At 64.4% G+C, this 26,646-nt stretch carries 22 protein-coding genes, 1 tRNA gene and 1 rRNA gene; 10 read left to right on the forward strand and 14 right to left on the reverse strand.

Annotated elements, in window-relative coordinates; genetic code table 11:
- Nucleotides 1–1,059 precede the first annotated feature (1,059 nt).
- From rrf to AL3_RS08690, 6 genes are all read left to right on the forward strand, one after another.
- Nucleotides 1,060–1,176: ribosomal RNA gene (gene rrf, locus AL3_RS08665) — 5S ribosomal RNA — on the forward strand.
- Between the two features lie 356 nt (nucleotides 1,177–1,532).
- The gene (locus AL3_RS08670) at nucleotides 1,533–2,180 is read left to right on the forward strand and encodes a TMEM175 family protein (protein WP_066299461.1); all 648 of its coding nucleotides are present in this window, start codon (nucleotides 1,533–1,535) and stop codon (nucleotides 2,178–2,180) included.
- A gap of 65 nt (nucleotides 2,181–2,245) precedes the next feature.
- A tRNA-Ser gene (locus tag AL3_RS08675) sits at nucleotides 2,246–2,333 on the forward strand.
- A gap of 333 nt (nucleotides 2,334–2,666) precedes the next feature.
- Entirely contained in the window at nucleotides 2,667–3,500 is an 834-nt protein-coding gene (locus tag AL3_RS08680; protein ID WP_246168724.1) for an SDR family oxidoreductase, read from the forward strand.
- 17 nt (nucleotides 3,501–3,517) lie between these two features.
- On the forward strand, nucleotides 3,518–5,245 hold the full coding sequence (locus tag AL3_RS08685) for a class I adenylate-forming enzyme family protein (protein ID WP_083521606.1): 1,728 nt from the start codon (nucleotides 3,518–3,520) through the stop codon (nucleotides 5,243–5,245).
- Nucleotides 5,246–5,292: 47 nt separating this feature from the next.
- Nucleotides 5,293–6,540, forward strand: a complete 1,248-nt coding sequence (locus tag AL3_RS08690) for a beta-ketoacyl-[acyl-carrier-protein] synthase family protein (RefSeq protein ID WP_205054179.1) — start codon at nucleotides 5,293–5,295, stop codon at nucleotides 6,538–6,540.
- 10 nt (nucleotides 6,541–6,550) lie between these two features.
- Here the strand turns inward: AL3_RS08690 and AL3_RS08695 are convergent, their stop codons facing one another.
- The 3 genes from AL3_RS08695 to AL3_RS08705 form a co-directional block, all read right to left on the reverse strand.
- Complete coding sequence (locus tag AL3_RS08695) at nucleotides 6,551–7,813, reverse strand: SLC13 family permease (RefSeq protein ID WP_066299470.1); 1,263 nt, start codon at nucleotides 7,811–7,813, stop codon at nucleotides 6,551–6,553.
- A 153-nt stretch (nucleotides 7,814–7,966) separates the two neighbouring features.
- Nucleotides 7,967–8,638, reverse strand: a complete 672-nt coding sequence (locus tag AL3_RS08700) for a DsbA family protein (RefSeq protein ID WP_066299472.1) — start codon at nucleotides 8,636–8,638, stop codon at nucleotides 7,967–7,969.
- Nucleotides 8,639–8,757: 119 nt separating this feature from the next.
- Nucleotides 8,758–9,708 carry an oxygenase MpaB family protein gene (locus tag AL3_RS08705; RefSeq protein ID WP_066299475.1) on the reverse strand — a complete coding sequence of 317 codons (951 nt, stop codon included), beginning with the start codon at nucleotides 9,706–9,708 and terminating at the stop codon, nucleotides 8,758–8,760.
- Nucleotides 9,709–10,263: 555 nt separating this feature from the next.
- On the opposite strand from AL3_RS08705, the gene AL3_RS18440 reads away from it, so the two are divergent.
- Complete coding sequence (locus tag AL3_RS18440; protein WP_157075261.1) at nucleotides 10,264–10,512, forward strand: hypothetical protein; 249 nt, start codon at nucleotides 10,264–10,266, stop codon at nucleotides 10,510–10,512.
- 296 nt (nucleotides 10,513–10,808) lie between these two features.
- Here the strand turns inward: AL3_RS18440 and AL3_RS08710 are convergent, their stop codons facing one another.
- The 5 genes from AL3_RS08710 to AL3_RS08725 all read right to left on the reverse strand — a co-directional run bounded on the left by AL3_RS08710 (nucleotide 10,809) and on the right by AL3_RS08725 (nucleotide 18,485).
- The gene (locus tag AL3_RS08710) at nucleotides 10,809–14,138 is read right to left on the reverse strand and encodes an ATP-binding protein (protein ID WP_066299478.1); all 3,330 of its coding nucleotides are present in this window, start codon (nucleotides 14,136–14,138) and stop codon (nucleotides 10,809–10,811) included.
- Complete coding sequence (locus tag AL3_RS08715; protein WP_066299480.1) at nucleotides 14,135–14,887, reverse strand: DUF4194 domain-containing protein; 753 nt, start codon at nucleotides 14,885–14,887, stop codon at nucleotides 14,135–14,137. Before AL3_RS08715 ends, AL3_RS08710 begins: the two co-directional genes overlap by 4 nt.
- Nucleotides 14,884–16,356, reverse strand: coding sequence for a DUF3375 domain-containing protein (locus AL3_RS08720; protein ID WP_066299483.1), 1,473 nt, complete (start codon nucleotides 16,354–16,356; stop codon nucleotides 14,884–14,886). The genes AL3_RS08715 and AL3_RS08720 overlap by 4 nt, the downstream gene beginning before the upstream one ends.
- A 258-nt stretch (nucleotides 16,357–16,614) precedes the next feature.
- A complete protein-coding gene (locus AL3_RS18445) occupies nucleotides 16,615–17,211 on the reverse strand; it encodes a hypothetical protein (RefSeq protein WP_151724086.1) in 597 nt (198 codons plus the stop codon).
- 329 nt (nucleotides 17,212–17,540) lie between these two features.
- Nucleotides 17,541–18,485 carry a hypothetical protein gene (locus AL3_RS08725; protein WP_066299485.1) on the reverse strand — a complete coding sequence of 315 codons (945 nt, stop codon included), beginning with the start codon at nucleotides 18,483–18,485 and terminating at the stop codon, nucleotides 17,541–17,543.
- A 327-nt stretch (nucleotides 18,486–18,812) separates the two neighbouring features.
- On the opposite strand from AL3_RS08725, the gene AL3_RS08730 reads away from it, so the two are divergent.
- Entirely contained in the window at nucleotides 18,813–19,415 is a 603-nt protein-coding gene (locus AL3_RS08730; RefSeq protein ID WP_066300189.1) for a recombinase family protein, read from the forward strand.
- Between the two features lie 128 nt (nucleotides 19,416–19,543).
- Here AL3_RS08730 and AL3_RS08735 read toward each other — a convergent pair whose 3' ends face one another.
- From AL3_RS08735 to AL3_RS08750, 4 genes are all read right to left on the reverse strand, one after another.
- Nucleotides 19,544–19,906 carry a GNAT family N-acetyltransferase gene (locus AL3_RS08735; protein WP_066299492.1) on the reverse strand — a complete coding sequence of 121 codons (363 nt, stop codon included), beginning with the start codon at nucleotides 19,904–19,906 and terminating at the stop codon, nucleotides 19,544–19,546.
- Nucleotides 19,907–20,136: 230 nt separating this feature from the next.
- Nucleotides 20,137–20,904: a hypothetical protein gene (locus AL3_RS08740; RefSeq protein ID WP_151724087.1), complete on the reverse strand. Its 768-nt coding sequence runs from the start codon at nucleotides 20,902–20,904 to the stop codon at nucleotides 20,137–20,139.
- 150 nt (nucleotides 20,905–21,054) lie between these two features.
- Nucleotides 21,055–21,678, reverse strand: coding sequence for an HIRAN domain-containing protein (locus tag AL3_RS08745; protein WP_066299497.1), 624 nt, complete (start codon nucleotides 21,676–21,678; stop codon nucleotides 21,055–21,057).
- A gap of 349 nt (nucleotides 21,679–22,027) precedes the next feature.
- On the reverse strand, nucleotides 22,028–22,294 hold the full coding sequence (locus tag AL3_RS08750) for a helix-turn-helix transcriptional regulator (RefSeq protein WP_066299500.1): 267 nt from the start codon (nucleotides 22,292–22,294) through the stop codon (nucleotides 22,028–22,030).
- Between the two features lie 370 nt (nucleotides 22,295–22,664).
- On the opposite strand from AL3_RS08750, the gene AL3_RS18450 reads away from it, so the two are divergent.
- A complete protein-coding gene (locus AL3_RS18450) occupies nucleotides 22,665–23,387 on the forward strand; it encodes a type II secretion system protein M (RefSeq protein WP_151724088.1) in 723 nt (240 codons plus the stop codon).
- Here the strand turns inward: AL3_RS18450 and AL3_RS08760 are convergent.
- Nucleotides 23,377–23,610: a DUF4913 domain-containing protein gene (locus tag AL3_RS08760; RefSeq protein ID WP_306303029.1), complete on the reverse strand. Its 234-nt coding sequence runs from the start codon at nucleotides 23,608–23,610 to the stop codon at nucleotides 23,377–23,379. The two genes, AL3_RS18450 and AL3_RS08760, sit on opposite strands and share 11 nt — an antisense overlap.
- Before the next feature lie 772 nt (nucleotides 23,611–24,382).
- On the opposite strand from AL3_RS08760, the gene AL3_RS08765 reads away from it, so the two are divergent.
- Nucleotides 24,383–24,838 (forward strand): ATP-binding protein, encoded by a 456-nt coding sequence (locus AL3_RS08765; RefSeq protein ID WP_066299508.1) that lies wholly within the window; start codon nucleotides 24,383–24,385, stop codon nucleotides 24,836–24,838.
- 501 nt (nucleotides 24,839–25,339) lie between these two features.
- Here the strand turns inward: AL3_RS08765 and fmdA are convergent.
- Entirely contained in the window at nucleotides 25,340–26,587 is a 1,248-nt protein-coding gene (fmdA, locus tag AL3_RS08775; RefSeq protein WP_066299513.1) for a formamidase, read from the reverse strand.
- Between the last annotated feature and the right edge of the window lie 59 nt (nucleotides 26,588–26,646).

The following is a 26,646-nucleotide window of genomic DNA, read 5'->3' on the forward strand; positions in this document are numbered from 1 at the left end:
GGGCCCAGGCAGCCGGAGCTGCGCACCCACGCCTACCTGCCGGGTGTTGCTCCACACCTGCACTCCCCGGTGCGCAGGTAATGCGGGCTGTTGGCGTTCTTGGTCACTAGAGCTGCGCATCCATGCAGGGGAGTCTCCGGCCCGTCTCCTCGGTGCGCAGGTAATGCGGGTTGCTGGTGTTTAGGTCACCGGAGCTGCGCACCCACACGCGCACTTGCTTGGGTCGTGGTCCGCATATGGACGCCCGGTGCGCAGCTAACGCGGGCTGCCGGCGCATAGGCCACTAGAGCTGCGCACCCAGACGGGGAACCTCAACCACTCTCATGACTTCCGGGGCCAAACAGGCCCGAAGTTCCCACCCCTCGTGACAGAAGTAACCTGCTGTGACCTCACCCGCCTCATGGGCAACGACGGCTGGGAAACGCGGCGGTCACCCACTCTCCCCAACCCCGACTGCCGCCGTATTTGAACAACACGGCCATTACGGCGACACGCCTTCCCACTCTCCGTGACAGGTGTAACCTCCTGAGGTCACACCAGCCCCGGTACGCAACAAAGACTGGGAACGCGTGCTGGAGTGGGCGGGCCAGGGATGGACGGGTTGCAGCCGTTCCTGGTTGGCAGAGGTGCGCACCCAGGCGGGGGAGTGCCCAGTGCCAGCGTCCCGGTGCGCAGATAATGCGGGCTGCCGACGTTTAGGTCACCAGACCTGCGCACCCAGCGATGCCGACCTTCGACACGGGCCTCCCCGGTGCGCGGTAGTGGGGCTCGAAGAAGATCCGGGTCATCGGACCTGCCCACCCACGCGCGGCTGCCTAGGTGATGCCCCCGTCTCGTCCCAGCCACCCCGTCCCCGTCTCGTCCCAGCCACCTCGTCCCAGTCACCCCGCCCGGGTCACCTGGACCCAGGTCTCGTCCCGGCACCCCACACCCGTGGTCGCAGACGCCCAGAACTTACGTTATGATTAATGAGCATCACCGCCGCAGGCACTACAACTGAGAAGTTGAAGAACTGCGGTTAGTGACCTCGATTTTCCCGCGAAAGCGTGGATAAAGGGTTACGGCGGTCATAGCGTGGGGGAAACGCCCGGTTCCATTCCGAACCCGGAAGCTAAGGCCCACAGCGCCGATGGTACTGCACTCGGGAGGGTGTGGGAGAGTAGGTCACCGCCGGACATTCTCTGGTGATAAGGACTCGTACAAAGACGTACGGGTCCTTATCTGTTTAACGATTCCACGGGATCCGGTTTCACCCACCTGCTCGCTCAAGGTCAAAGCCTTGCGCGCTCAAGGTCAAAGCGCTTTTCCAAGGAGTCCGGTTACCGGCGCCGCCGCTTTCCCAAAGGCTCCGGCGCCGCCGCTTTCCCAAGCCGTCCGCTACCGCGGCCGGCCCACGGTCCGGACCGCGCGCCTGCTTTTCCAAGCCGTCCGCCCGGCCGTCCCTCTCCACCCCGCCCCCCAGTTGCCCCGCCTGGGCCCACCTAGCCCCTCCCACCGTGGCCCGCGGCTACAGGAAAGTCCACACTGGCCCTGTGCCGGAGAAACAGGACCCATTCAGGCGCCGGCTGGACTCCGGGCCGGACCTTGACCGCACCATGTTCTTCAGCGATGCGGTGTTCGCGATCGCCATGACGCTGCTCGCGGTGGATATCAAGGTCCCTCAGGTTCCTGCCGACCAGCTGGGGCAGGCCATCCTGGACCAGCGCCAGGAGTTCTTTGCCTACGGACTGTCCTTCGCCGTCGCCGGTGCGTACTGGCTCAGCCACCACCGTCTCTTCCGGCTGCTGAAGGGCTACACGGGCGGGCTGCAGCGGCTGAACCTGGTGTTGCTGTTCTTCGTCGCGCTGCTGGCTTATGCCACCGACATGCTCGCCCTGCACGATGACCAGCCCCTCGGCGTCGTTATTTATGCCGGAGCGCTGGGCCTGATCGGGACCGTTAATTCGCTGCTCTGGGTTTACTGCGGGCGCCGCGGGCTGTTCCGTGACGACGTCGATCCCCGGCTGCTGGCCTATGCCCGGGTCCGCGCGCCCATCACTCCGGCGGTGTTCCTGCTCTCGATCCCCATAGCGTTCATCAGCCCGAGCGCCGCCGAGCTGTCCTGGCTGTCAATCCTGGTGATCAACCTGGCCGTGCGCGGATGGGGCCGGGGGCACCTGGCCACACCCAGCGGTGCGTGAGAAGCCGATTCGGTAATTGAGCCGGTATCCGGTAGTCTTGTATCTGCTCTTGACGAGCAAAGCCTGGAGGATTCGCCTAGCGGCCTATGGCGCACGCCTGGAACGCGTGTTGGGTTAACGCCCTCGGGGGTTCAAATCCCCCATCCTCCGCCAGATGAGTAATTCATCAAAGAAATGCCCCGGTCCTCGGACCGGGGCATTTCTGTTTGCCGGGGCTCGTTGGTTCCCCGGGGCCGGGCGGGTACCCGCGGCGTCGGCGCTCCGGACCGCCTGCCAGCCGGGCTGACGTGCAGCTCAAACAGGGCAGCAGTCCCAGCACCCTTGACGCAGGCCACCCGCCGGATGAGGATTTACGGACCAAGGGGTCCGTTGTGTACCGGCCGGTGTCCGGCCACATCTGACTCCGCGCGGCCTCCGGCGCCCCATCCGGGTCCGCGGCCCGAAATCGAGACGCCGGCGCCGGGTTCACGGTGCGGAAGGTTGCCCGTGGAACACGAAGGCAAGATCGCCCTGATCACCGGAGCCTCCCGCGGCATCGGCCGGCGGGTCGCCGAACGGCTCGCCGCGCAGGGCGCGCACGTGGTGGTCGGCTACCGGAAGAACGCGGACCTCGCGAAGGAAACGGTTGCTGAGCTGCAGCGGCTGGGCGGCGGCGGGCTGGCGGTGCAGGCGGACATCGAGAACCCCGAGGACATCATTCGGCTGTTCGACGCCGCCGCAGCGGAATACGGCCGGCTGGATTACTACGTGAACAACGCCGCCGCCGCAGCCTTCAAAAAGATCGTGGACCTCAAGACCCACCACTTGGACCGGGCCTACGCCGTCAACGTCCGCCCCTTCGTGCTCGGCTCGCAGGAGGCGGTCAAGCTGATGGACGACGGCGGCCGGATCGTCGCGCTGACTTCGTACGGCAGCGTCCGGGCCTTCCCAACCTACGCGGCGCTGGGCTCCTACAAGGCTGCCGTCGAGTCCTTTGTCCGGTTTATGGCCGTGGAGTTCGCCGGCTACGGGATCAACGTCAACGCCGTGAACGGCGGGCTGATCGACAGCGACTCCCTCGAGTACTTCTACACCATGGACGGGATGGCCCCCATGGACAGCGTTATCTCCCGCATCCCCAAGCAGCGCCCCGGAACCGTGGATGAGATGGCTGCCGCCGTCGACTTCCTGCTCTCGCCCGGAGCTGAGTACATCACCGGGCAGTCGCTGGCCGTGGACGGGGGACTGTCCGTGATCGCGCCGCCGTTCTTCAGCGAAACCACCCCGCCGGTGGCCCTTCCGGACCGGCCGCAGCGGCCCCCAAGCCCCTCGGTAGACTGAACGAAAGGACTGGCTGCATGCAGTACGACCCAGGGCGGTTCAAGGACTACTTCGAGCACCAGATCACCTACGCGGCCGGCTTCCGGCGCAACGTTGCGCGGTACGGAAGCGCTGTCGCCCTGATCGATCCGCCCAGCGGCCGGCAGTGGACCTACGCGGAGCTGGGCGCCGACGTCGGCCGCTGCGCTGCGGCGCTGGCGGAACGCGGCGTGGGCCGCGGGGACCGGGTGATGTACCAGCTGTTCAACGGCGTCGAGTTCGCGCTGCTGTACCTGGCCACCCAGCGGCTGGGTGCCATCAGTGTGCCGGCCAACTACCGGCTGGCGCCGGGGGAAACCGCGCACATCCTCCGCGACAGCCAGCCCACAGTGTTTATTGTCGACGCCGAGTGCGCGCCTGCCGCTGCGCAGGCACTGGAACTCTCGGGCATCCACCCGGCGGTGCTGGCAGTGGGGGAGCCCGGCGGCGGAAGACCGGACGGCTGGGAAGACTTTGCGGCGGCGCTGGCAGCGGCAGCCGGGGCGCCGCCGGACCTGCCGACGGACTTCTCCATCTATGAGGAGACCACCCGGCTGTACACCTCCGGCACCACGGGCATGCCCAAGGGAGTGGCGCTGCCGTCGATCGCCGAGGTGATGAGCGCGCACGACGTGATCATGCATTTCCCGCTCTCCCCCACCGACCGCACCCTGAACATGACCCCGTGGTTCCACCGCGGCGGGCTGCATTCCGGCGGCCCCACCCCTGCCTTTTACATTGGCGCCGGAGTGGTGCCGCTGCGCAGCTTCAGCCCGGGAACGGTGCTGGACTGGGTAGGGGAGTACGGCCTGACGTTCCTGATCGGCGCCCCGACCACCCTGGAAATGATCGCCGCCGAGCAGGAGAAACAGCCGCGGGACCTGGGCACGCTGAAGGGCATTGTGACCATGGGTGCACCGCTGGACCGGGCGGCGGCGCTGCGGTACCAGGAGCTCCTGACCCCGCGGATCTTCAACGGGTACGGCACCACCGAAGCCTTCTGGAACACGTTCCTGCGTCCGGAGGACCTGCCCGCCCGGGCCGGCACCGCGGGGCGTTCGTGTACCGATGACGACGTCGCCGTCGTGAAGGTTTTTCCGGACCGGCGGGGCCGGCCGGATGAGCTGGCGGCGCAGGACGGCACGGAGGCGGGTGAAGTGATCATGCGCTCGCCGAAAGCCGGGTACAGCTACATCAACCTGCCGGCTGTGGAGGAGGAGAAGTTCCACGACGGCTGGCTGTATCCCGGGGACATGGCGACCTGGGACGCGGACGGGTTTGTCACCATCCTGGGCCGCAAGGACGACATGATCATTTCCGGCGGCGAGAACATCCATCCGGTGCAGGTGGAAGGTGTCCTGGCCGAGCATCCGGCCGTGCTGGACGCCGTGGTGGTCGGCGTCCCGGATGACCAGTGGGGCCAGCGGGTGGTGGCCTATGTGATCCGCAGCGGGGATGCTGACAGCAGTGCCGACGCGAGTGCCGACGCCGGCAGCCTGGACGCGTTCTGCCTGGCCCACCCGGATCTGGCGGACTTCAAACGTCCGCGGGCCTACCGGTTTGTCGACGAAGTCCCGGTGACGGCAACCGGCAAGAAAATGCACTTCAAGCTGGCGGAGACCGCGGTGCAGGACCTGGCGGCTGGGAACTTCAGCGCGCCGGGAGCCGCACCGTCACCGGGAGCGGGCGCGGCCGTACCAACGGAACGAACGGTGGCAATGGAGTGAAGGTAGCAACGGAGTGAAGGCGGCAACGGAGTGAAGGTGATCAGGCAGTGAGTTCCGAACGCGTGGTGATTACCGGCATGGGCGCGCAGACGCCGCTGGGCGGTACCTGGCCGCTGACCTGGGAGGCCCTGAAGCAGGGCAAAAGCGGGATCGACCGGATCACGGCCTTTGACGCATCCGACTTTCCCACCCGGATTGCGGGCGAGGTGAAGGGCTTCGATCCCGCCGCCTGGCTGCCGGTCAAACGGATCAACCGGTCTTCCCGGGCCTCACAGCTGGCCGTCGCTGCGGCGCGGGAAGCGGTGACCGACGCCGGACTGGGCGCCACGCTGGAAGAGGTGGACGCCGCCGTCGTAATTAACAGTGCGGTATCCGGGTATCCGGAGATCCAGGACGCCACCACATTGTTTGAACACAGCGGAATCCGGCCGATCAGTCCGAGTTTCGTGGCCTCATCACTGACCAACATGCCCGCGTGCGAGGTCGCGATGGACCTGGCGGTGCACGGACCCGTCAACGCGAGTGCGCTCGCCTGCGCCAGCGGAACGCACGCACTGCTAGAGGCGCGGCGGCTGCTGCTGGCCGGGGACGCCGACGTCGTTATTGCCGGGGGCACGGACGCCGCCATCACCTCGGTGATGTTCGCGGGCCTGACGGCGATGCGTGGACTGTCGCGCAATAACGACGTGCCGCAGGAAGCCAGCCGGCCGTTCGACGCCGACCGCGACGGTTTCGTCTTCGGCGAGGGCGCGGTGGTGTGCACCCTGGAGACGCTTGCGCATGCCCGCGCACGCGGCGCCCGGGTCTACGCCGAGGTGCTGGGCGGGGCGATGACGTCCGACGCGTTCCACATCGTGGCACCGGAGCCGAGCGGTAAGTACGCCGCCCGGGCGATTGCCCGGACGCTGGAGCAGTCCCGGCTGGACCCGTCGGACGTGGACCTGGTCTGCGCCCACGGAACCTCAACCAAGGCCAACGACCGCACGGAAACTGCGGCCCTGCACACTGTGTTCGGCGAGCATGCCGGGGCGCTGGCGGTGACCGCGCCGAAGTCGATGACCGGGCACCTGATCGGCGCTGCCGGAACCCTGGCGTCGCTGCTGTGCGCCATGTCGATCGGAGAGGGCGTTATTCCGCCGACCATCAACTACGCCACCCCGGATCCGGAGTGCGACCTGGACTATGTGCCCAACACCGCCCGGGAACAGGAGGTGCGGTACGCGGTCACGAACGCATTCGGGTTCGGCGGGCAGAACTGCGTGGTGGCGTTCGGGCGGGTAGGGCGGGCGGTTTAGCTCCGGCGGCCTACGCCGTGGCAGCCAGTGCTGCCACGGCGGTGACCACGGTCAGCGGTGCGATGATGAGCCCGAAAACGGCGTAGCCTTTCCAGCTGACCAGCACGTTCATCCGCACGAGGCGTTCGTGCCAGAGCAGGGTCGCCAGGGAAGCCCACGGAGTCACGAGGGGGCCGGCATTAACGCCGATCAGCAGGGCAGCCATGCGCTGCGGCGTTTCGGTCAGGGGCTCGGCGAGCAGGTAGGCGGGGAGGTTGTTCACCGCGTTTGCTCCGGCTGCACCTGTGGCCGCCAGCCGGAGCAGGTCGGGGAAGTCCTGGCCCTCTCCGGCCAAGCTGCCCAGCAGAGCGGACCCGCCGAGAGTCAGGAAGGACTCCATCGCCAGGAAGAGTCCGGAGGCGAACAGCAGCAAGGACCAGGGGATGAGCCGGAGCGTCAGTACCTGGCGCCGCCGGAACGCGAAGATCAGCGTCAGGAGGACGGCGGCGGCAGACGCGGGAATCCAGACCGGGATTCCGGACACCAGGGCCGGCACCAGCGCCACCAGCACAGCTCCGGCGGTGGCCAGCAGGATGCGGTCACCAGCCTGGTTCGGTGCCGGTGTGTTGCCCTGGCCGGGCCCGGTCTCGTGGGACTCAGACTGGTGGGACTCAGTCTGGCCGGACCCGGTCCGGCGCGACCCGGTCTGGCCGGCCGGACCCGGCGGGAACCGTGAGTACCGCCGTCCGAGCTCGCGGCGGAAGACGATGCCGAGGAAAATCATGGGCACCAGCAGGCATGCGAGGGCAGGCGCCCACATCAGGGAGGCAAAACCGGCGGGACTCAAACCGCCCAGGCTGTGCTGGGCCAGCAGGTTTGTCAGGTTGGAAACGGGCAGGAGCAGGCTTGTGGTGTTGGCCAGCCAGACCGTGGTGAGCACAAAGGGCAGCGGAGGCAACCCGGCCTGTCTCACCACGGTCACTACCACCGGGGTCAGCAGCACCGCCGTTGTGTCCAAGGACAGGAAGACGGTGCTCAACGTTGCCAGGAGGGCCAAAAGCAGCCAGAGGGCCAGGCTGGAGCCAAAACCCCAGAACCGCAGCCGGCGCCCGGCCCAGAGGAAAACACCTGCTTCGCTGGCCAGCTCCGTCACCACGGTAATCGCGGCGACAAACAGCAGGATGGGCACCACCCGGTCCACCAGTGCCGTGAGTTCAGCGGCGGTCAGCGTGCCGCTGACCGCCGCTACGCTGCCAAGCACCAGCAGGATTGCTCCGACAACCGCCAAACGCATGAGCGGAGTCTATTCCTGCTGAGGTGCAACCGGGTTTACCGGACCGGGTTCCGGCCGATCCGGGCACAAATAGCCTGCTTCTTCGTTCGCCCGGCCACGCTTTTTCGCCGGGCCACGTTAGTTGGCCGGCGCTTAGTTAGTTCTGCAATGCCCTCAGTTCTGCAGGGCCTCATCCAGCGGCTCCTGGAGTTCGGCGTAGTCCACCGATTCCAGCTGAAGCACCTGGCCGTCGAGGATCAGCGTGGGCGTGCCTTTGACCTGGAGTGCCTTGGCGTCCTCCAAATCCTTGGCCACGCGGGCCTTGATGGCGTCCGAAGAGTAATCGGTGCGGAACTTCTCCACGTCCAGGCCAAGGTCTTCGGCGTACTGGGCGAAGGTGTCATCCGGATCGATCTCGGCGGCCCAGTCCGCCTGGCGCTCGAAAATGGATCCCGCCATCTCTTCCAGCGCGCCCTGTTCCGCGGCCGCTTCCACGGCCTGGGCGGCCGGCTCGGCATTTACGTGCTTGGCCAGCGGGTAGTTCCGGATGAGGATGCGGACCTGGTCCCCGTAGTCCTCCTTGGCCTGCTGGATCAGCGGGTCCATCTTGGCGCAGTAGGGGCACTCGTAGTCGGTGAAGAGAACCAGGGTGGCCTGGGGGTCGGCCGGGTTGGTGATCGCCCGGGCATCAGCCGGTGCCACGATGTCCAGCTGCTCCGCGGAGATTGAGGGGGCTGCCGATGCCGTGGCGGTCGTTTCGGGTGCCGATTCAGGTGCCGCGCAGGAGGCGACACCGCCAAGGGCGAGTACTGAAGCGATAACCAGGGAAGGGACAGTCCTGCGCATAGTTCCTTTCTACGAAGGGAAGGCTGTATGGCGGATATATCTTTAATTTTTCCACTGGACGCCGGGGGATCGGAAGCTTGCTTCTGTGTGATTTCGATCAGGCGGGTGTGTGGCCGAAGCTACGTGTTCTGCTGCGGCTTCGACTGCTCGTTGTCCTGGTGAAGCTGTTGTTCAGCCGTCAGGCGGGCGATGCGCTCGCGGGCGGAGCGTTCGGACGGTCCCATGTTCCCCAGCCCGAACCGGATGACCCGCAGCACCAGTTTCACCGGGCCGTGCACCGGCAGCTTGAACGGGCCCAGATGCGGTTCGCGAAGGCCGAGCAGCTTGCGGTGCCGGGGTTCCAGGGACGCGACGGCGCCGGCGAACAGGACCCGGTAACCAATGAGCTGGTTCTTGGGCAGGGGCGGGCGCCGGATGAAGCCCACGACTTCTTCGACCGTGGGGCTGGAGCGCAGCTCGGGGTCGAACGCGGCCATCTGCTTCCGCAGCCCGGCGAGGTCACGGGGCGGGTTCTCGATCCGCATCAGTTCACCGGCGGTGGCCCATTCGGCCACATACTGGTCCGGTCCGCCCGGGATCGGCCCGCCGAACTCGATGTGCGAGGTGAGGAACGCATCGGTGAAAGCCAGATGGACCCAGCGGGCCAGGTCCGGATCGTTCGCCGAGTAGGGACGCAGCGTTCCGGAGGCGTCTTCGTAGGTGCCCTGGACCCGTTCGTGCAGGCGCAGCACCCAGTTGGAGGCGCTGCGTGCCGCCGTCGTATCCCCGTAGGTGACGGTGAAGATCCAGCGGATGGTGCCCGCCAGCCGGCCGAGCGGGTCCTCTTTGTAGTTGGAGAAGTCGCGCACTCCGGCCATCGCGCCCGGGTGCAGGGCCTGCAGCAGCAGGGCACGGATTCCGGCGATGATTGTGGTCATGGAGCCGTGGACGGCCCACACCGCGGAGTCCGGTCCGTAGTAGCCGGGGTCGGTGCCGTTGGCGAGCTCCAGCTCCCATTCCGGAATGGTCTCCGAGTTGTTGCTGAACGTGCCGACCAGCTGCCGGCGCCAGGAAGAAAGAAGCTTGCCCATCGTTCCAGTATGGTCCTGCCGGCTGGGAGGTGTCAGGGCGGCCGACGGCGCCGGCTAGAAAGGCGGAAGCACGTCCACGTTCAGGGGTGCGCAGGTGTCGACGAGCCACTCGAACTCAGGCTTGCCGCAAATACGTGGAGAGGTAAGGGCCTCGGGTAGATTGCTGAATCCAAAGGTGATATCTCAGGGGGAGCGAGGAAGAAGGTAGCTAGTGGGCGACGAGCAACCAACTTGGTATGAATCTTCTAACTATAGGCCGGGAGAACCGCTCAGATCGTGGACGAGTGGCGAATCAATTGCTCCATATGATGCTGAATTTGCCATCATGGGGGCCAACGCACTTGGTCCACTTCGACGCCTTCTGAATGGTGATCAGATTAACGATTCGGACTTAATCGCATTCGGTAAACTAAATTCCTATTGTGTGTTGTTCTGGTATGAGCCGATGGTGAGCCTTGTTCGGGAACCCAGAGTGGCCCCGGACCTTGCCGAGTTTTTGCGGACTTCCGTTCCAGGCCTCGAAACCTAGGAGATTTTTCGAGCAATATCTCCGGATTGCAGCCGCCGACCCATCACACCTGGTCCAGGGCGACATCGTGGAGGCTCTCCCGCAGCTGGTGGCGCAGGCACCGAAGGACCGCGACCGTCGTCTTCCACAGTGCAGTGCTGCCGTACGTCGCTCCGGGCCACCGGCAGCGCTTCGTGGACCTGGTGCAGGACCTGGACGTCACCTGGATCAGCAACGAGGGCGAAGCCGTCGTCCCCGCGATCAGGGACCAGCTCCCGCGAAGTGCTGACGGCTGACTAGTCCTGTCTCAGGACGGCATTCCGCAGGCCTTCACCGGCCCGCATAGGCAGAGCTACGAAGCCCTCTAAATCCGGGCTTGCCCGCGCTATCAGTCTCCGTGCACCAAGATCTTCCACGGTGACACACGGCTACTCGCGGTGCCCTCTGCCGATTCGCTCCTCATTGGGACTAAGCGACCACTTTGGGACATCGCTGCCACCGCGGACCGGAGCGATGTCCCAAACCGGAGCGATTCCCGATCGGGCGCCAACAACAGCGGCAGGCCCGGCACTAGTACCTGGCCCGCCCTCCGCTACCGCAGCAGAATGTCCACAGCCCGGGAGCCGCCCGCACCAGAAGACCCCACCGGAACCCGCTCCAGCGTGCCGGACCGGTTGGCGGCGTCGTCGCGCAGGATCTCGGTGACCGAGCCCAGGAAGCGGGAGAGGTCCACCTTGTCCTCCGGGGCAGCGAGCAGCAGCTGGAAGCCGAACTCGTGCAGCGCGTTGATGGACGCCTCGGCGAAGGACAGGGAGGACTTCACAAACGCCTCATCCATCATCACCGTGCCGTAGGTGCTGAAACCCTGGGAAACAATGCCCAGCTGGTACGCCAGCGCCGAGGCCATGATGAACGCGGTGAAGCGCTGGCCCTCGCCGCCGGACATCAGCGAGGCCTGCAGGTTGGTGAACGACTGCCCGTTCGCGAGCTTGTTGGTGCAGGTGATGGTCACATGGGCGCGGACGTCCAGGACCTCGGCCCGCCAGCGCCGCTCCTGCGGGTCCTTCAGCTTCTCCACCAGGCCCTCAAGCGCGGCGTAGCGGGCGTCCATGTCCGCCTTGTCCTGCCGCACGCCCATCATGGGCAGCGCGTTCTTCAGTTCGGTGCGGAACTTGTGCGCGTCGTCTGGGACGGTGGTCTTGACCTCGATCTCCAGGTGGCTGTCCACGTGGTACGGCACCCGGCGCAGCACCGAGTTCAGCGGCAGCAGTCGCGAGGAGATGCTGCGGCGTTCCTCGTCGAGCAGCTGCAGCAGGTCGCTGAACCGCTCGTAGGTGCGGTTGTTGAAGTATTCGCGGAACTCGGACTCGTGCTGCGGCAGGCCCTCGGTGACGATGTCCTCGTACCGGTGCACGTACTCCTCGGCCGAGTCCACGCCCGTGCCGAAGTCCGAACCCCACTTCTCGCTGTACGTCTCGAAGCTGCGTTCCAGCCGGGTGCGGGTTTCCAGCAGGGTCTTATCCAACCGGGCCGCGTCGGTGAGCAGGTTCCGCTCCACCTGCCCGGCGGCGTCGTTCAGGTGCACGACGTCGGTGATCTCACCGAAGGGGGCGAACAGCTCATCCAGCTGGGCGCGCAGGTCCTCCGCCAGGGCATCCGGGCCGCGGCCGGCCAGGGTGTCGCGGCGTTCAGTGGCGGCGGTCAGCTCGGCCTCGAGCCGGGCCAGGTCGCCCTTGAGCACACCGATCTTCTCGGTCGCGGCGGTCAGGTCCAGCTCCGCGGTGTCCAGTTCGAAGCGGATCTGCTCCAGGTCCGCGTTGGCGTCGCGGGCGGATTCCAGGCGCTCGACGGCGTCGGCGACGGCGGCGCGCTGCTCCCCGGCGGTGATCTCCTCGAACTCGCGGGTGTCGGCAGCGACCTTGCGGACGGCGGCGAGCCGGCGGATCAGGTCATCCTGCTCGGCGGCGTGCTTGCGGGAGACGACGTCGGCCTCTTCGAAGCTCGCACGCAGGGCCAGCAGCTCCGCGGCCAGGGCAGCGATCTTGTCCTTGTTATCAAAGCCCAGGACGTTGTCCGAGGCCTTGGTATGCCTGTCGTCCTTCTCCGTGGTGGAGGAGTTGCGCTTCACGGCACCGCCGAGGCTGACGCCGCGGGAGACCCGGGCGAGCTCGTCCGGGTTCGCGACGCACTCGAAGTCGTAGTGCGCGGTGATCTTCCGGGCCACCCAGTCGCCCATCGCGGAGTCGTAGGTGCTGAGCTTGGTGATCAGGTCCCGGGGACCGGGTTCGGCCGGGCCGTCCACGGGGATGGACGTGTCGATGCAGCGCAGGAAACCGCGGAGGTTGGTTTCGCTGAGGTAGCGGGTGACGGCGGCCATGTGCTCGCCGGGGACCAGCAGCGCGGTGGAGAGCGGGCGGAGCACCCGTTCGGCGGCGGCCCGCCACTCGGTGTGTTCGGCGGGGACGTCGATCAGTTCGCCGGCGAAGGGCATCTCCGCCTCGTCGATGCCGGTGGCTTCGCAGATCCGGGCTCGCTGCTCCAGGCTTTCCGGGCGGATGTTGCTGCGCCGGCGGCGGAAGGACGCGATCTCGGTTTCCAGCTTCGCGATCGAGCCCTTCAGGGCCCACGCCTCGCCGTGCGCGTCGGAGCTGCGCTCGCGGGCGGCGTCGACGTCGGCGTTCAGGGACTTGACCAGCTCACTGGCGCGGCTGCGGGCGGTGACCAGCCCGGCGGGGGAGAGATCCGTGTCGATGCCGGCGGCGCGCAGATCGGCGCGGAACGCGTTCTCGATGGTTTCACGGGAAACCAGCTGCGCCTGCGCTGCGGCGACCTCGCGTTCCAGGGTGGCGATCGCGCCGCCGCCCTCCTGCGTGTAGCGGGCGGTGAGCGCGCTGACCTGCTTCTTCAGCTTGGTGCGCTGGGATTCAGCGGCCTTCAGCGCTTCGCGGCCGGTGCCGGCGGCGGAGGTCAGACGGTCGACGTCGCGCTCGTGGCTGGCCAGCGCCAGACGGCGGCGGTAGGCGGGCAGCCCGTCAGCGCTGAGGGCGCGGACCCGGTCCAGCTCGGTTTTGGTGGTGAGGAACAGGCGGTGCTGGTCCGGGACGTTGGCCAGGTGGTCGCGCTGCTGGCGGGCGCGTTCGAGCTGGCGGCGGATGCTGCGCAGGTGGCTGAAGTCCTCCACCGCTTCGTCAGCGGCGGTGAGGGTCTTGGGGGTGTCCAGGACGTTGGTGCGGAAGAAGTCGTTGACCGTTCCGCCCAGGCCCTTGCCGGTCTGCAGGATGCGCAGCAGGCCGAACGCCTTCTCGTCCTCCACACCCAGGGCGGTGCGGTACCGCTCGGCGAAGAGTTTGTGCGAATCGAAGATCTGCGCGCCCGGGAGCAGGGATTCCAGGGCACCCTTGGTGAACCGGCCGCGCATGCCGGTTTCGAGGGAGGGAATGTCCAGTGGACGGTTGTGCACGGCGTAGAACCGGCCGACGTGATGTTCGGTGCCGGTCGCCGGCAGGTCCATGAGGACGGAGAGGCTGGTGATTTGGCCCAGTCCGTTGTCGAACGTGAGGCAGACGGCGGACCAGGTGGCGCCGGGGCGCTGGTAGGCAGTGCCGTCGCCGGCTTCCATGCCCTGGGTGCCGAGCCGGCCGCGCATGTAGGAGAACGCGGTGCGCTTTTCCTCGGCGGCGGTGCCGCCGTTGTTCTGCGCGGCTTCATTCATCTTGGGCCGGGCGTCCATGACCTGCAGCATGGCGTCGAAAATGGTGGATTTGCCGACGCCGGAGTCGCCGGTGAGCAGCGTGCCGGCGCGGTCCACGTGGATGGTGTGGGCGCCGTCGAACGTTCCCCAGTTCACGATCTGGATCCGGGAGAGCCGGTTCTGGCCGGGGTTGATCAGGTCCCCCATGGGAAGGGTGGTTTCGATGCTCATGCCGGCTCCTCGCCGTCGTGCTGTGTTTCAGTGACCGCGTCTTCGGCGGGCGCTTCGTCAGCCGTCTCCGGCTCGGCCGGGGCCTCGGTCAGTGAGTTCATGAAGGTGATGATGTCGCCGATGTGCTCGTACGGCAGGGCCAGCGGCAGTGCGTTGGAGATGACCCAGACGTCGTCGAGCTCGGTGGGCAGCAGCAGGCGGCGTTCGGTGACGAGTTTGCGGATGGCGGCGTCGGCCAGGTCTTCCACGCCCTTGGCGTCGTGCGCCTGCGGGTCCACGTACTGCTCGAGGACGTCGATGATGTCCTGCCGGGCGATCGTGGCTTCGTTGCCGGTGCCCGAGTGACGGTCCAGGACCAGGCGCATGCGCAGCAGCAGCAGTGTTTCCTCGCGGGTCATTTCGCGCTGGCGCTGCAGGGCGGTGGTGTGCGGTTCGGCCATCTCCACCGGGCGCAGCAGGGCGACCTTGTGGTCCTCGTCCACCACCAGTTCCAGGAACAGTTCGCTCAGCCGCACGCGAAGCTGCTCCTGGTTATCCACCACGGTGTTGTACACGTTGTCGGAGGAGTTGGCGTCCAGGTACGGTCCGCGCAGCAGCCGGATGAGGGCCTGGCGGAGTTTCAGCGGCAGGGTGCCGGTGTCTCCGGGGAACAGTTCCGGGCCGTCGATCAGGACGTCACGGGGCTGCTGGTACTCCTCTTCCTCCACGTCGTAGTCGAGGTCTTCTGCGGTGGTGGGGGTTTCAGTCATGGCTGGGGGCTTTCGGCGATGGTGAGGACCGGCAGCACCGCGGTGCGGGAACTGCCGTCGATCTGGAGGAAGGGGATGGACTCGCTCGCGGCTGCCGTCGTCGTCGTGCTGTTGCTGTCCTCAGTGGGGGCGGCGGAGGCGAGGAGCGCGCGGATGCTGTTGAGGTGGCGGTGTTCGGCGGGCAGTTCGGCGAAGATTTCCGCGACGGTGGCGCGGCCGCGGCGGCTGCCGGCCCGGGTGATCGCGTCGTGCAGCACACGGCGGTCGGCCTTGGGGGTGCGGGCGGCCCGGTGGATGTCAGCTTCGGTGAACGACGGCGGTGCGGGCAGCTTCCGCGGTGCGGCGTGCTCGGCGGGGTCGTAGGTGCGGACCATGCTGAGCGATTCGAACGCGGACGCGTAGAGCCGGGGTGCCGGCACGACGGCGGCGCGGCGGCGTCCGCGCGGTGCTTTGTGGATGGCGGTTTCGGCGGCGCGGATGAGTTTGCGCAACTGGACCGATTCCCGGTACTCGTCGCTTTGGACGTAGGTGTGCAGGGATTCGGAGAGCCGGCCGTAGATCCGCTGGATTTCGGCGGCCTGTTCGCGCATGTCGCTGATCATCCGGTACAGGGCCTGCCGGTCGCCGGGGGTCATGGCGTCGGCGAAGTCGCGTTCCAGGACCTGCGCGATGGCGTGCCGGAAGCGTCCCTGCTGGTCGGCGTCGTTCAGGAAGGCGGTGAAGCCTTCGTAGGTGCGGCCTTCGCTGGTGCTGCGCAGGCGCTTGTCGGCTTCGAGGATTTCGCCCATGGTTAGGCCCTTGGAAGCCTGGGATTCGACCATTTCCTGGCGCAGGGTGTGCAGCATTTTCTCGAGGCCGTCGCGCATGCGCTTGAAGTCTGCGGGCAGGGCGGCGGCGAGGTCCAGGATGTCGCGGGCGGCTTCGACGGCGGTGTCGTCGTCCAGGGGTGGGGGAGCGTCGCCGGCGCGGAGGGACCGGATCAGGTCTTCGCGGCGGGCGATCTCTTCTTCGAGGACGGCGATGCGCGCCTCGGGGTCCGGATTGGATTCGTGCGCCAGGGTTTCCACGCTGGACAGCAGGGTGTTCAGGCGGGAGGAGTTCAGGCTGGTGGTGTCGCCGGTGAAGCCGTCCAGGTAGGAGAGGAACCGGACGGCGGGTTCGGTGAGTTCGTAGACGAAGCGGCCGTCGGCGCGGGGGCGGGCCAGGAAGCGGCGGGCCACCCAGTCATCAGCGTAGTTCTTGCCGGTCCAGTCTTCGCGCAGGCTCTGCCCGTTGAGCCTGAGCTGGTGCAGGAAGGAGTCGGTGAGGCTGTGGAATTCGTCCAGGGGGATGCGCGGGCGGGTGCGCGTGAAGGCCTCGCGGAACAGGGCCAGGACCCAGGGGTTCGCGTTGGTGAGTTTCCAGCCGGGCGAGGCCTGTAGCCGCTGTAGCTCCGCCCAGCGGGCTACGGCGTTTTCTGTGAAGGACATGCTGCGCTTTCCGCCCGGAACGAAGGGGTAAAACGGGCCTCCCTGATTTTAGCTGAGGTGGGAGGCCCAACCGGCTTGGCGGTGAGGCGGGCGGAGATGAGGAAGGCAGTCGCTCGGGACGACGGAGCGCGTCGCGACTAGTTGTCATATGCGCTGTTATCGGCGTTCGAGGACTCGTCGGGTGGGGCAGATTTTCGTCTCCTGTGAAGGTCCAGCACATAAAAAGCGCGATGGCAGATCTTCCTGTTGTGGTGAGATTCAAGTGACTGGCCTGTTCTTATCTTCCTCTTGTGCGTCCCAAAGCCTACCGAAGAGTTCTCCGACGAGGGGTCCTGCTTTGACGCCTTCACTATATGAGTCCGGCCCTCCGATGGACAGACCCTCAGCGCCTGGTCTGATAAGTATCCCCATTAACAAGAGTTCTTGGATCAGGGGCATGACGAGGGGCCCAAGTCCTGTATCCTCACCAATTTCTTCAGGAGTTTTTGGCGGCAGTATGAGAGGCAATGGCTGTCCTGTACCAAATCTGCCTCCATCGCCCACAAACAGAGATGCGACTTTGATATGCGGCCGCTCGAGCCTGGCGATAATATCTACCCATAGCGATTCCTCGTCAATCCGGGCGTCGTCAGCAGCTAGCGAACCGAGGCACGTACCAAGCATGCGGGCTTTTTCGGACATCCGCGACCGACGCGAGGCATCAATTGCAGTTGCAGCTAGCATGGTTAGTTCTTCGTCGGCAAGCAGACGTTCGATCAGAGTTGCTGGGTTGAGACCCGAAAAATGAGCACCGCTGTCTAGCAATAACTTATCTCTCCTGGCAATATGCCCACTAACCCTTTTCCCGAAATCCATTAGTAGGATCGCGCCTCCGGCGACAAAGGGAGCAGCTGGAGGAATCAATCCCCCAAGCATTGAAGCGCTTGCTGCGAGAGCTGCGTCGCCCCAAGGTCCGGCCCCCACCTGAGGGAGAGGCTCTTCGATTGGGAAAGCATCTTCGTCATATGGGCGCATGGTCATAGCTTAGATAGACCGCGCATATAAAGACTTCATGTTCTGTGAATTTGACATTTGAAGTAGTCCCGAGCGTATAGCTAACCCATTGCCGAGTGAAGCATTGGGAGGCCTAGGGCTGGCATGACGCCGCCATTCCGGAAGCGCGACACCGCCGAAGGCCAGCTGGGCTACATGCTCCCGATGGCCTGCTGCAGTATGGAGATCAAAGCATCGACCGCGCCTTGCACGGTGCCGGTCGCTGCCAGCTCAGCGAGCTTGCCGAGTAGTGCCTTCACCTTCCCTCGGTCGGGCGTCTCAGCGTGGACTTCTAAGTCCGCTTTCTCGGCGATAGAACGGGCTTCGGCGGCATCTTCGCTGGTGACACCAAGCACATCAGGGTTCAGCATGGCCCGGACGGAGCTCAAGGCGCGCTCGACCTGCTGCACCTGGCTCTGTGAGAGGACGCTGGACTGCTGCACCCTTGAGCTCTGGAATGCTACGTTGACTGAATTCGAGTCCTGAATGTTGATGTTGTTGTGGGTGTTCCCGGCTACACGGGGTGTCTGGTTGACTGACTCTTCGGATTCCACGATGCGCATGCCTTTGGGTGTTGGCTTCGGACGGGCGATCTCGCCCCCGAAGATTTTGAAGCCCTCGATGTACTCCTCCTGCAGGAGCCAATCGGCTGCCCGCATGACGTCTTTGTGTGAGTACGGGCTGCCGAGATACTGGTTGTGCCCGGATTCCAGGAAGTCACTGATGGCGCTGACATGGACATCGAGAGCTCCCTGGCCGTAAAGCCAGGCCAATACGACGTCCCGGAGATGCAGCATCTTTCGTATCGGGTTGGACTTCAGATCCTTGTATGCGCTGACGGCGTCCAGACCGGGCTGGTAGATGTCTACAGACCCGATTCCCCCGTGGTTCTCCTCGAATATTAGCCATCCCCAGGTCTTCATCGCCCGTAGATCGCTCTTGAGGGACTCCTCGGAGAAATCCCAGCGTCCGGGATCATCCTCCATGGCTTGGGTGTCCGCGCGATGGCCGCTGTCCATCGTCTCCGCCAGGACTTCGAGCAGACGCAGCTGGCGCTGACCCTGCTTCGACTCGATGAGTGATTCAACTGTGTTCAACTGGACCCCTGGTTCCTGAACATTGAGGCTGATCTGATCCCATTACTCTAACGAGTGCTACTGACAAGACCCCGCGGTCCCGTGTATGAATCGACCGTTTTTAAGACCCGCTGCCGCAGTTGCCGCTCGTAAGTTCGGAGTAGGCAATTCGCTACGCCAGGGAATCCTCGATATCAGTCTCGAAACCCATGGGATACAAGACATATGTGCGAGACAGCGGCAAGACCACGGTCGTGCAGTCTTTCGGGTGTCTTGTCACTATGTATCGCAACCTCCTGCTATCGTTCGTGACATGAACCCTAGTTGCGAGACAGCTTGGAGGAATCTCTGGTGAAGCTCATTGGCTATGCCCGGGTCTCTCCCAAGGCGCAGGACGCAGACCGGCAGGTTTTGGACCTTCTGGCGGCGGGGGTGCGACGCGATGACCTATATATAGACCATGGCGTCAGCGGTGCCAGGGCCTCTCGCCCCGGATTCGACCAGGCTTTGAAAGCGCTCCACGAGGGCGACACCTTGGTGATTACTACCTTGGACCGCTTGGGGCGGTCGACGGTGAACATGCTTGGTCTAGCCGAGGAGCTGCGTGCCAGGGGAGTGAATCTCCGAGTGCTGAATCTGGGTGGCGGGAACGTGGATACCGGCACACCAATGGGTTCCATGGTCTTTACCGTGATGGCGGCCTTGGCTCAGATGGAGCTTGAGATCAAACGCGAACGCATCAACGACTCCGTCTCCAAACGCCGTGCAGCGGGCAAGGATCTCGGAGGTCGCCGCCAACAGTTCAGCGACAGCCAAATCCGCAATGCCTGCCGGCTCATCGAGGCAGGCGAACCAGCCGTCCATGTGGCCAGGGACTTGGGCATGTCCAGGGCAACCCTGTACCGGAGAATGGCGGAGTTCGACGCCCGCGAATGGGTGGCAGAACGTTGAAGGATCGGGCCGTCTTCGGGCAAGAGGTGCGCCGGGAGATCCTGACCCGTCAGGACCGTCAGGGGTGGGGCACTGGAGTGATCCGCCGAGCAGCTGCGCCTCTTCGTGATTGAACTAAAAACCGGCCCTCACAGCCCGAGGGACCCCCTGTACCGGCGCATGATTTCCTCAAGTTCAGCAGCCTCAGTCGGGGACACGGTTCGGGACATAGCTTCCATCTCGTCTTCGGGCAGGGGAGTGTGCTCCTGCTGCCCGTGGGGTCCGCGGTGGACGTGGCCGGACACCGTCCGCCGGTAGCCAAGCCGGTAGTAGAACTTCAGCAGCGCCTGCTCATCGTCACCTGCCTGGGGCGAGACGATGATGGTGTCCCGTCCGGCTTCGGAGGACTCGAGGGCGAACCTCTCCATCAGCGCGCCTCCAATGCCGGCCGACCGCCAGTCCTTATCGACGAGGAGCCATTCGACGAACGAGCATCGCCAGTCCTCAGGCATGTCATATCCGGAGACGCTCGCCCAGGCGTATGAATGGTGATGCCCTGCAAGCCATCCACCGACACGGCCATGGCCGTCGACAGATACGAGGCCCCGGCTGTAGGGGAGGCGCTGTGCGGCGGTTTGCCACTGCGGCATTTGGTCCAGGAGCGAGCGTATGCCGGGGAAGTCTCCGGGCTCAGACTGCCGGATGGTCACTGGGTGCGTCGTAGCAGGGGTTTCAGATGTGTTCATGACTCATGTTTCGGGTTGCGGAGGGGGCTGTCCGGTGTCCGGGTTCCAGGAGTGTCCACTTGATTTCGGCGGGGGAGGTATATGTTCAGCCACCTTCCCTCGACGGCAGAGTCGAGCATGTCTGCATAGAGCTCAAGTTTCCTGCAGTCCTCGTCCAGTTGTTCCGGTGTTATCTGAATGAGCTCGCTCGTACCGTCCAGATGGACACGGCCGCGGGTAATCCCGACATCCGCGTAGTCCCACCAGTAGGCGTGAATGATGTCGTTGCGTATGTCCCGGATGTTGTTTTCTTCTCCCCAGTCCAGGAGCTTTACGATGTCGGTGGCGCGCTCACCCAAAGCTACAGCTAACTTCCGCAGCTTCTTGTCGAGCGTCTTCCACGGGTCCTCTGAATCGGCAAATTTGGGTTCCGGGTTCCCTGACATTCCCAGGATGAGCCGTTTCATGGCTGCCTCGATCCGGCCACCGGCAACCGCCGCCGAACCAATCCGCATGTAGAGCTGATTGCGAAATTCCAGGTCCTCGGCTGCGCGGCCGCCGATTCGGGAAATCCGCGCCTCTGACAGCTCCCAGGCATCTACACCGGGAACCAGCATCGACGCATGGATACTCTGCCGTCCGCTGTCCGGCGCCTGATTGATGTCCAGGACGTACCAGGAATTGGCCCCGGGCGGCGCCCAGTCCCGCCTGAAAGCCTCCAGGGCCTCAGAGGACAGATTTACCGGATCTGCTTCAGTGAACAACCCGAAGGTCAAAGTTGGCATATCGGTTCCGTCGGTTGGAGGCCGCATCCTGCCGCCGAACCTGACTGTCTTAGCTGGTTTGGCGCTCATATTTCCCGTTCAGAGTGTGGACGCGAATACCAGGCCAAGGCATGGTGGTACCCACATCGGCGATTCAGAAATCGTGCTGGTCTACCGGTCATCTTTTCCCGCTTGAGTGACAGTGACAGCACCCGCGAATTTCCGGAGCTTGGGGAGAGCTGGAATGTCGACCCACATAGTGATCGAATTGCCCGAAGGTGCCGCACCGCCGACCCGGAATGCGTCGTAGGGGAGCACGTCGAGGATGGGAGCCAAGGCGGCTGCTTTGGCCTCGGTTAGGTAGCCCACTTTGCGCTCCTTACCGAATACAGCGACGGCGTTGGTGTCCCATCGGTTCCTGGGCTCGCGAACAAGCAAGTACTCGTCGCTGCCGTGTTTATGTCGTCCTGCGTCTGTTACCCAATACGCAGAGCCAACGATGCGGAACCTGCTGGACGGTAGCTCACGGAGGTCAAGGACCGAAAGCCCGGCTTCGATAAGGACAACTCTCTTGACGCCAATGCTCCCCGGTTCAGTCTCCTGGTTGTTCTTTGGGTGTCGGCCGGCTTCAGGCACTGGCTTTTTTGGAGCCGGCACGGGAATGAACCTCTTGATATCCTCTGCATGCGCCGGCACGGGGTCCGGGCCGGGTGCTTCCTGCAGGATTTGTTCCGGTGCATCAATCGCCGCCTCATCGCGTCGAAAGGCTGCCACGAGCTTTTTGATCATCCCCATAGGGGCAGCCTAACAGCGGCGATATCTGACCGATCGATGTCTCCAGCCGGGTTTCTCCGCACGGAGCCTTCTAATCACAGTCATTGCGGGACAGATCAGTGCGGTGTTTGCTGCCCAGACAATGGCGGCGGACTATCCGGAGTTTCCGATCTGCAGGTTCCCCTGGTTAGCGCTGCGATCCTGTTTGGGGTATGTATTCAAGTCGTGCTCGTGATCACTGGGATTCTCCTACGTCTTCAATGGTTCTCCCGATAGCTTTCCAATCCTGGTCGTAAGACTCCCATCGGGGAAACGCGCCCTGGTCAGAATCAGCGACTCGGGTGCCCAGCTGTTTCGGAGTTGCCCGCCATCAGGTGAGTGGGCGGTGCACAGCTATGCCCAACCATTCGGCCGTATCCCTGCGTCCTTCGGGGAAGGCCTCTGCCGGGAAGTCATGCCAGCGTGAGTTGGCCGGGTCGCGGAACCACTGATCGACGTTTTCGGGCATGTATCGGATGACCCGGGTGCCGAGCACGTAGTACGCCGGGCCGATTTTTTTGCGTCGCCACTCGGCCAGTTCCTGGACAGTGACGCCGTATTCGGCGCCTACCTGCTGTGGGGTCATGAGCTGGTTCACGGACTTGCTCCTTTTCTCTTTGCCCCCGTTCCTTTCGGCAAAGCCGTCACATCTTGGCCGCGAAGTGAATTGGCCAGCCGGAGCCGGGGGAGCGTGGAATACCGGAGGGAGCGCAGCGAGTGGGGATATGCCGCGAAAGTCGCCGGCGGAGGCTTGCCAAGAGAAGGGCGGGCAGTACCCTCCGAAGCCGAAACGGAACGGCACAGCCGGTCAATGTCGATGGACAAGCCATCGCCACACGCATGCGTGCTGACGTTAGCCAGGCTAAGCCTTCTACCAAAGCGGTAAAGTCGACTGGTGTGAAATCATTGAAGGCCCGCAAGAGCCGTAGTTATAGGGGAAAGCAGATCCAGCGGCCGGGCGTCGACCGGTGATCGAGAGACTTAAAAGAGCTTGGACGCACCGCACAGAGCTCGAACGCTGGCTAATCGTGTTCCTTGCTGCGGGATTTATCCTCCTGCTCCTTGTTTTGGGCGCATGGAGGGAGCAGGTTATTCCCTGGGCGACAGCGTGGGGCTCTGTCGCTGAATGGTTCGGTGCCGGCGCTACAGCCGGAGGCTTTGTTGCGGCAATTATTACATTGCGGTTTAACGCTCTCGAACAAAAAACCCGAGCAGAAGCAGCGCAGAGAGCAGAAGCTGCCCGTGTGGCGATCGATTGGAATGATGATGTTCTGCACATGGTCAATAACTTCCCGGGGAAGAGCTTCGAAACCTTTCGCTATAGGGGAGAAGTTCACAATGCTGGATCTTCACCAATCAATCACTTGATTCTGTGGCTCGATGGCATTGATGGGGCCATCTATAAGGACAACGGAGAGGCCCGGCCTCCGGGGGACGTACCACGGACGTTCATTGACACTGTCGTTCCGGGTGGAAGGAAGAAGTTCTCATTCGACATCGCTTGGAACGATCCGACTATCGACGGTATGACTGAGGGCTACCGTGTGAGGCGGGCGGCGTCGTTCGTATTCACCGATGTTCGCGACAATAACTGGAGGAATGAGCAAGGGGACCTTACGAAGACGAGCGAAGAGCTTGCCAACGACTACAAGGTCTCTCGGAAGCTGGAGAGGAACAGCACTAGCGGCTAGCGCACATCGGGAAAGAGACCAGCCGGCGGGCCGCATATGGGAGGGGTCCGCCCTTCGTCTCTTGGTTCTCCCGGCTGGCGGTGTCCGCTGCGTTGAAGGGGCCCTGCGGGTCCATCAGCGCAGACATGTGGTGATCCGCGTGATCCCGCCACCAGGCGCTCATGCCGGTGCTCGGATCCTGGCGCAGATGCTCCCAGGAACGCCACAGAGCTTCAATCCGGATGACTGCTTCGTCGTACTCCCACCAGCGGGCCGCTCAGATACGGGATTTTCCGTCGATCCTGCGCGGCGGTAGGCGTTGCGAAGGTACTCGCGCATGAATTCGTCGACGCTGCCGACGTACAGGCTGGGTTCAGAAGCTTGTTCCTCTGGAGGAGCGTCGGAGGTTCCTGCGGCCACTTCCGCCGGCGCTTGGTATTCTCATCAACGCCCCAGTCGGTCACTGCATTCCTCCCTTGCTAAGGGTGCTGCGATGGTGCCGTTCTCTTTTTCGGCGTCTCTGATAGTGCGTTCAGCTTGGGGGTCGTGGGTGCCTATGGAAGCACGCACTTGGTCGGCGTGAGGCCCGGTCATCCAAGGCTGAGTTCGAATCAGTGTCGGACGGTTGCCGGATGGCAGGACCACAGCGCGGCCCTTGGGCAGGGAGGCCAGCGACGCCGAGGATGCGTTCGCGGTGCAGCTGTTGGGAGACGGTCCGGTGTGCCTTGCCGTGGGAAGTGGGAGAGGTGAGCCGGTCACAATCCCATTTCAGCGTGTTCTTGCCCTCCGCGAAGGGACCCCAGGACTCGATTTGGACCCCTTTTGCTCACGGCTGAGGAATTCGCATACTAACCATCCCGGCACTTTTCAGTTCTTGTTTCAATGTTCTTGCCTCCAGAGGCAAGATTACGGGCAAACCTATTAGTAAATGGCATTTACCGGTTCCGTACGCCGAATGCAGTCGAGTGCGCCGCGGGCCAATCCGGAGCGCCGAGCGCATTGGGCCATAGGAGCGCATGGACCTGTCCCTGCTCCTGGAGGAAGCAGCCGAAACCCTGCTGCCACTTGCGGAGAAACGCCGGGTCTCCCTCCGCACCGACGGCGGCGCCGCCAGCGTCGTCGGCTCCCGTGCGCTGCTGCTGCAGCTGACAACCAACCTGCTGCACAACGCGATCGTCCACAACCTGCCGGACGACGGCGTGGCGTGGGTGAGGACCGAGGCAGGCAGCGGGAGCGTCGAACTGGTTGTGGAGAACACCGGCGAAAAGCTGCCGCCCGCACTGGTCCCGACGCTCGTCGAGCCGTTCCAGCGCGGCACGGAACGGGTGCGCTCGGACCAGGCCGGCGTCGGTTTGGGGCTGGCCATTGTCAGGAGCATCGTCCAGGCCCATGACGGGTCCCTCACTATCGCTGGAAGGCCCGACGGCGGCCTTCGGGTCTCCGCGGTTCTGCCAGCGAATGCGGTTGGCTAGAAAGCCGGCCCGAGCACGACGGCGGGAGTCCCCGGCCGGTCAGCCTCCCTATGACCGGCAGGATTGGTCATAGGGAGGTTGACCAGAAAAGCAGCGCTATTGCGGCAACCGCAAGGGCCAGTATAAAGACAAGGCTCTTGCCCGGAAGCGAGTATTCGGAGTCAGCCGCCCACTTCCCCACTCCCTGAAACGCAATGACCAGGACGCCACCCAGGCAGGCCAGCCCACCCGTCAGCGCTGCAAGGGACGCAGGCTTCACGCCTGCGGCGGCCACAACAATGACCGCAGCTGCCAGAAGGACAATGCAACCCACCAGCACCGCCCTTATGAACCTGCTGACGGACCGGCGCGAAGGGTGGCCTGCGGCGCTCTGAAGCTTCATGCGTCGGAGCCTAACCGATGCCTCCAAGACGCATCAGAGCGTCAACGCGTGTCCGTCAGACTTGCTTCTGTTTACGGGTTTTCAGCTGGTTCGCAGTGGCATCCCGAATAGCACTTCATCTATGAGCTGACCGCAACCTGGCCGCGGTCACGGCTCACCGGCCCGTTGCCGCCCGGCCGAATATCGACGTCGAAAATCTCGGTGGGCAGGAACAGCGAGCAGGCGGCATTGGGGATATCCACCACTCCGCCAATCCGCCCCTCAATAGGTGCGGTGCCCAGGATTAGATACGCCTGCTCACCGGTGTAACCCCATTTGGTGAGATATTCGATGGCGTTGAGGCAGGCGTTGCGGTACGCCTGCGTGGCGTCGAGGTAGAGGTTCGTATCATCACGGTGGTCAACGGAGATGCCGATGAACGTCAGGTACTCCGAGTACCTCGGTTCAACCCGGCCGGGCATAAAGACCGGGTTGTTCCGGATCCCGTAGGTTTCCATGCCGCCCTTGATCAGGTCGATGTGGAAGTCGATGTAGCCGCCCATTTCGATGGCGCCGCAGAAGTTGATTTCCCCGTCGCCCTGGGAGAAGTGGAGGTCACCGCCGGAGAAGAGTCCGCCGTCGACGAAAACGGGGTAGAAGACACGGCTGCCGCGGGTGAAGTTCTTGATGTCATGGTTCCCGCCGTGTTCCCGGGGCGGAACGGTGCGGGCGCCGTCGCGGGCAATCGCATCCAGCAGGTCACCCTGGGCAGTGCCGCCCAGGGTGTTTTCCCGCAGCGGCGGAAGAGCCAGCGGAGGCACCCGGTCCGGGTTGGTGTCGATCAGCGCCTGCTCACGCCGGTTCCACCGGGCCAGCAGGTCAGGCGAGGGTGCGGTGCCGAACAGGCCCGGGTGGGTGATGCCGGTGTACCGCACCCCCGGGATGTGCCGGGAGGTGCATTCCTGGCCGGAGAAGTCCCAGATGGCTTTGTAGGCATCGGGAAAGTAGTCGGTGAGAAAGCCTCCGCCGTTGATCTTGGCGAAGATGCCGGAGTACCCCCACCCCTCGCCGCAGTTTTCGCCCACCGTTTGGGGTACGGGTCCGATGTCCAGGATGTCCACTACCAGCAGGTCTCCGGGCTGGGCACCCTCCACGGCGATCGGGCCGGAAAGCATGTGGCACCGGGAAAGGTCCACGTCGCGGACGTCGTTCGCGGAATCGTTGTTGCCGATCTGGCCGTCGGTCCATTCCTTGCACTCGATGCGCACGCTGGAGCCGGGTTTGACGGTGGCGGCGGCCGGGATGCCGGGGTGCCATCTGTTGTGGCCGGGCACGGCCTGGTCGCGCATGGACTTGCTCTGGTCAACGCTAAACACTACTTCGGGCATGGCGGAGTCCTTTCAGGATGCAGGGGCCTTGAGCATGTGATGGTGGAGGGTTCGACGGC

Origin of the sequence: Arthrobacter luteolus NBRC 107841, assembly GCF_001552075.1 — a bacterium.
Lineage (GTDB): Bacteria > Actinomycetota > Actinomycetes > Actinomycetales > Micrococcaceae > Arthrobacter_B > Arthrobacter_B luteolus.

Excerpts from the sequence above, each read along its gene's own strand:
- AL3_RS08765 (WP_066299508.1), top strand. The coding sequence starts at position 24,383 with ATGGACCTGTCCCTGCTCCTGGAGGAAGCAGCCGAAACCCTGCTGCCA.
- AL3_RS08710 (WP_066299478.1), bottom strand. The coding sequence starts at position 14,138 with ATGAGCATCGAAACCACCCTTCCCATGGGGGACCTGATCAACCCCGGC.
- AL3_RS08715 (WP_066299480.1), bottom strand. The coding sequence starts at position 14,887 with ATGACTGAAACCCCCACCACCGCAGAAGACCTCGACTACGACGTGGAG.
- AL3_RS08720 (WP_066299483.1), bottom strand. The coding sequence starts at position 16,356 with ATGTCCTTCACAGAAAACGCCGTAGCCCGCTGGGCGGAGCTACAGCGG.
- AL3_RS08740 (WP_151724087.1), bottom strand. The coding sequence starts at position 20,904 with ATGCCAACTTTGACCTTCGGGTTGTTCACTGAAGCAGATCCGGTAAAT.
- AL3_RS08705 (WP_066299475.1), bottom strand. The coding sequence starts at position 9,708 with ATGGGCAAGCTTCTTTCTTCCTGGCGCCGGCAGCTGGTCGGCACGTTC.
- AL3_RS08745 (WP_066299497.1), bottom strand. The coding sequence starts at position 21,678 with ATGGGGATGATCAAAAAGCTCGTGGCAGCCTTTCGACGCGATGAGGCG.
- AL3_RS08695 (WP_066299470.1), bottom strand. The coding sequence starts at position 7,813 with ATGCGTTTGGCGGTTGTCGGAGCAATCCTGCTGGTGCTTGGCAGCGTA.
- fmdA (WP_066299513.1), bottom strand. The coding sequence starts at position 26,587 with ATGCCCGAAGTAGTGTTTAGCGTTGACCAGAGCAAGTCCATGCGCGAC.
- AL3_RS08700 (WP_066299472.1), bottom strand. The coding sequence starts at position 8,638 with ATGCGCAGGACTGTCCCTTCCCTGGTTATCGCTTCAGTACTCGCCCTT.
- AL3_RS08735 (WP_066299492.1), bottom strand. The coding sequence starts at position 19,906 with ATGCCTGAGGACTGGCGATGCTCGTTCGTCGAATGGCTCCTCGTCGAT.
- AL3_RS08685 (WP_083521606.1), top strand. The coding sequence starts at position 3,518 with ATGCAGTACGACCCAGGGCGGTTCAAGGACTACTTCGAGCACCAGATC.
- AL3_RS18445 (WP_151724086.1), bottom strand. The coding sequence starts at position 17,211 with ATGGATTTCGGGAAAAGGGTTAGTGGGCATATTGCCAGGAGAGATAAG.